The organism is Mesorhizobium sp. M4B.F.Ca.ET.089.01.1.1, assembly GCF_004022605.1.
In the GTDB taxonomy this organism is placed as follows: domain Bacteria; phylum Pseudomonadota; class Alphaproteobacteria; order Rhizobiales; family Rhizobiaceae; genus Mesorhizobium; species Mesorhizobium abyssinicae.
Genome location: NZ_RZOS01000509.1, coordinates 1 through 3,712 on the forward strand (window position 1 = coordinate 1; position 3,712 = coordinate 3,712).

Genomic DNA, 3,712 nt, shown 5'->3' on the forward strand with positions numbered 1-3,712 from the left:
GAGCGGGCAGAGCGTGATCGTGCCGCTGTCTTCGCTCATCAGCGTCTCGACGATGAAATCGACGGCGTACTGATCCTGCAGCGGCATCGTCGGATCGGGCAGTTGCGGGCCGTTGAGGCCGGTCTTGCCATGCACTTCCTCGGCGGTGACGAGCTGGCGCGCCAGCGGCCGGATGGCGCCGGCATAGACCTTGATGTCGGGCCGGCCGGCCAGCTCGCAGATCTTGCGGGCGTTCTTCTCGGTCAGATTCAGCGGCACGTTGCCGGCAACGGCGGTGATGCCGACAATCTCCAGCTCGGCGCTGCCGAGCGCCAGCAAAATGGCGACGGCATCGTCCTGGCCGGGATCCGTGTCGATGATGATCTTGCGTGACTGCGGCATTTCAATTCCTTCTGGGAGTCTTTTTGGGCGGGGTTTTGGGGCGGGGTTTGTGATGGCTTGAACTTGTCCGCGCGGCGGACCATATCAAGACAATCGGGAAAAATGCCATCCGGGTTTTTCCAGTTTATGTCGCTCTCCAGAGGACACTGTAACATGAGCCGAATGACGCCCTTTTCGAGCCCGCTTCTCCTGGGCTTCGACACCATGGAAAAGACGCTCGAGCGCCTGGCGAAATCCGGTGACAGCTATCCTCCTTACAACATCGAGCGCCTCAGCGGCGCTGACGGCATGGCCGAAAGGCTGCGCATCACGCTCGCCGTCGCCGGCTTCGCCGAAAGCGACCTCGATGTCACGACGGAGGAGAACCAGCTGATCGTGCGCGGCCGTCAGACCGACGACACCGAGCGCGAATTCCTTCACCGCGGCATTGCCGCGCGCCAGTTCCAGCGCTGTTTCGTGCTGGCCGACGGCATGCGGGTGATCGCGGCGGAACTGAAGAACGGCCTGTTGTCGATCGATCTCGATCGGCCGGAGGTCGAGCGGCTGGTACGGAAAATAAACATATCGGTGAAAGACTGATCCTTACCGATAGCTCTCATGCGGGGCGGCCTTGGACGGCGTCCTCGCGCCAAGGAGGCTTGAAATGACCAGAACCGACGAAACCTCGACCATGACCAGCGGCGAATTCGCCCATCTCGGCGAAGGCTCGGTCGCCTATCTCAGGAAAGTCTCGAGCGACGATTTGCGCGGCCGCTTCCCCGGCCTCGACGAAATCGCGCCCGGCATGGAGCTGTGGGCGCTGTTTGCGGCCAATGGCCAGCCGATCCTGCTGTCCGACGCCCGCGACCGGGCGCTGGCTGGCGCGCTGGAGAACGACCTGACCACCGTCGCCATTCACTGACGGCGGTCTGTCAGGGTCCAAATGGAAAGGGTCGCTTTTGGCGGCCCTCCGAAGGTTTTAATCCCGAAAAGAGCTTCAGGCCGCGTGCGAGGCCTGCGTGTCCGACAACAGCGCGTGGATCGCCACCGCATCGCGCGTACCCCTGATCTTGGCCACGGTGTCGGCGTCGCGCAGCACGCGCGCGATGCGCGACAACGCCTTGAGATGGTCGGCGCCAGCACCCTCCGGTGCAAGCAGCAGGAACACCAGGTCGACCGGCTGGTCGTCCAGCGCCTCGAAATCGACCGGCGTTTCCAGCCGGGCGAAGACGCCGGCGATCCGCTTCACCCCGGCGAGCTTGCCATGCGGAATGGCGATGCCGTTGCCGACTCCGGTCGAACCCAGCCGCTCGCGCTGCAGGATGGTGTCGAACACCTCCCGCTCCGGAATGCCCGAAATCGCCGCCGCCCTCTCAGACAGCAATTGCAGCAGCTGTTTCTTGGAGTTCGCCTTCAACGCCGGCATGATCGCCGGAACGTTGATCAGATCGCTAAGATCCATGCCTGAAAAATCCCTTGTTCGCCCGCCGCAGCCAGTCCTCGCCCCCTCGCGCGGCTGGCTGCTATCCCTGTGCGACTTTGGTCGTGGACGGGTCGATCCAGCCGATGTTCCCATCCGGCCGGCGGTAGACGATGTTGAGATGCTCGTTCCCGGCGTTGCGGAACACGAAGACCGGGCTGTCCTTGGTGTCGAGTTCGATGACGGCGGACGCCACCGACATGGTGCGCAGCGTCATGGTCGACTCGGCGACGACCGCCGGAGCGAAATTCTCCGGAATCTCCTCGTCGTCGTCGGCGAGAGGCGCCATCACCGTATAGGCGATGTCGGTTGGCTCGCCATTGCCGTTGCCGGAGTTGTGCGATTTCAGGCGGCGCTTGTAGCGCCGCAGGCGGGTTTCGAGGCGATCAGCCGCCGCCTCGAAGGCAAGCGTGGGGTCCTGTGCGTCGCCCGTCGCCTGCAATGAGGCGCCGGAATCGAGCCGGATCATGCAGTCGGCCGAAAAGCGCGACCCCGATTTGATGACCGTGACATGCCCTGAAAAACCGCGATCGAAATATTTCCCGATCGCCTCGCCGACACGGTCGTTGATGCGCGTACGGAACGCATCGCCGATGTCCATGTGTTTTCCCGAAATGCGCAGTTTCATCTGAAAACTGACCTTCCCTACTCAGGCTTCAAACTGTCCCGAGTTTATACTCGTGGTCCGCGCGCACAAGCTTTGCGGCGGCGCTCGCGCCGATTTTAAATCCGAACTTTCCGGTTGATCACAAGTTGCCTTCTGGCCGTCGCGAGTCCTTCGCTGTGACGGACCCATCCGCTTGCGGGTTTCAGGCCCGCCTCATGCGGGCGGGCTTCTAGACACTTCATTGCGGCTTGTCAATGAAGCTCGAAAACTGTGGAAATCCGCGCCGCGGCCGTTTGACGGTGCGGTCAGCGCCCGGCGCTGGCGATAGCGCGCTTTTCACGCCGCCGCTGCACCGAGGAGGGAATATTCATGCCTTCCCGGTATTTGGCGACTGTACGGCGGGCGATGTCGACGCCGCTTTCCCGCAGCATGTCGACGATGGCGTCGTCGGAGAGCACGTCGACAGGCTTTTCCTCATCGATCAATTGCTTGATGCGGTCGCGCACCGCTTCCGAGGAATGCGCCTCGCCGCCGCCCGCCGAGGCGATGGAAGCGGTGAAGAAATAGCGCAGTTCGAACACGCCGCGCGGCGTCAGCATGTATTTGTTGGCCGTGACCCGGCTCACCGTCGATTCGTGCATGCCGATGGCATCGGCCACCGTACGCAGATTGAGCGGCTTGAGGTGGCGCACGCCATGGACCAGGAAGGCGTCCTGCTGGCGAACGATCTCCGAAGCGACCTTGAGGATGGTCTTGGCCCGCTGGTCGAGGCTGCGCGTCAGCCAGTTGGCGCTCTGCAGGCACTCGGCCAGGAAGTCCTTCTCCGCCTGGTCCTTCGCGTGGCCCGAAACCCTGGCGAAATAGACATTGTCGACCAGGACGCGCGGCAGCGTCTCGGCATTGAGCTCGACTGCCCAGCTGCCGTCGTTGGCGGCACGCACCTCGACATCGGCGACGATGGCGTCGCTGGCGCCGCCCGAAAACGCCATTCCGGGCCGCGGATCGAGGGCCCGGATCTCGGCCAGCATGTCGAGCAGATCCTCCTCGTCGACCCCGCAGATCCGCTTCAGCGTCTGGAAATCGCGCCGCGCCAGCAGCTCGAGGTTGGCGACCAGCGCCCGCATCGCCGGATCGAGCCGGTCGCGCACGGCAAGCTGCAGCGACAGGCATTCGGCGAGGTCGCGGGCAAACAGGCCGGCGGGTTCGAACGTCTGGCAGATCACCAGCACCTTGGCCACCGCCGCTTCGCTGGCGCCGAGGCGAGC

General features: G+C 63.8%; 6 protein-coding genes. 2 read left to right on the forward strand and 4 right to left on the reverse strand.

The genetic code is table 11. The features are described 5' to 3' along the window. A partial coding sequence (locus tag EN780_RS29560) for a nucleoside hydrolase (protein ID WP_189556838.1) occupies positions 1–381 on the reverse strand: 381 nt, incomplete at its 3' end. Positions 382–534: 153 nt separating this feature from the next. Between EN780_RS29560 and EN780_RS29565 the strand changes: the two genes are divergently transcribed. Both EN780_RS29565 and EN780_RS29570 read left to right on the forward strand, forming a co-directional pair. Continuing rightward, on the forward strand, positions 535–960 hold the full coding sequence (locus tag EN780_RS29565; RefSeq protein ID WP_126058304.1) for an Hsp20 family protein: 426 nt from the start codon (positions 535–537) through the stop codon (positions 958–960). A 64-nt stretch (positions 961–1,024) separates the two neighbouring features. Beyond that, the gene (locus tag EN780_RS29570) at positions 1,025–1,282 is read left to right on the forward strand and encodes a DUF1150 family protein (protein WP_127286971.1); all 258 of its coding nucleotides are present in this window, start codon (positions 1,025–1,027) and stop codon (positions 1,280–1,282) included. Between the two features lie 75 nt (positions 1,283–1,357). Here EN780_RS29570 and ptsN read toward each other — a convergent pair whose 3' ends face one another. From ptsN to rpoN, 3 genes are all read right to left on the reverse strand, one after another. Continuing rightward, a complete protein-coding gene (gene ptsN, locus EN780_RS29575) occupies positions 1,358–1,822 on the reverse strand; it encodes a PTS IIA-like nitrogen regulatory protein PtsN (RefSeq protein ID WP_006200387.1) in 465 nt (154 codons plus the stop codon). Positions 1,823–1,883: 61 nt separating this feature from the next. After that, entirely contained in the window at positions 1,884–2,468 is a 585-nt protein-coding gene (gene raiA, locus EN780_RS29580; protein ID WP_127286970.1) for a ribosome-associated translation inhibitor RaiA, read from the reverse strand. Between the two features lie 284 nt (positions 2,469–2,752). Further along, positions 2,753–3,712 (reverse strand): RNA polymerase factor sigma-54 (rpoN, locus tag EN780_RS29585; protein WP_128276061.1); only part of this gene is annotated, 960 nt, incomplete at its 5' end.

Excerpts from the sequence above, each read along its gene's own strand:
- EN780_RS29565 (WP_126058304.1), top strand. The coding sequence starts at position 535 with ATGAGCCGAATGACGCCCTTTTCGAGCCCGCTTCTCCTGGGCTTCGAC.
- EN780_RS29570 (WP_127286971.1), top strand. The coding sequence starts at position 1,025 with ATGACCAGAACCGACGAAACCTCGACCATGACCAGCGGCGAATTCGCC.
- ptsN (WP_006200387.1), bottom strand. The coding sequence starts at position 1,822 with ATGGATCTTAGCGATCTGATCAACGTTCCGGCGATCATGCCGGCGTTG.
- raiA (WP_127286970.1), bottom strand. The coding sequence starts at position 2,468 with ATGAAACTGCGCATTTCGGGAAAACACATGGACATCGGCGATGCGTTC.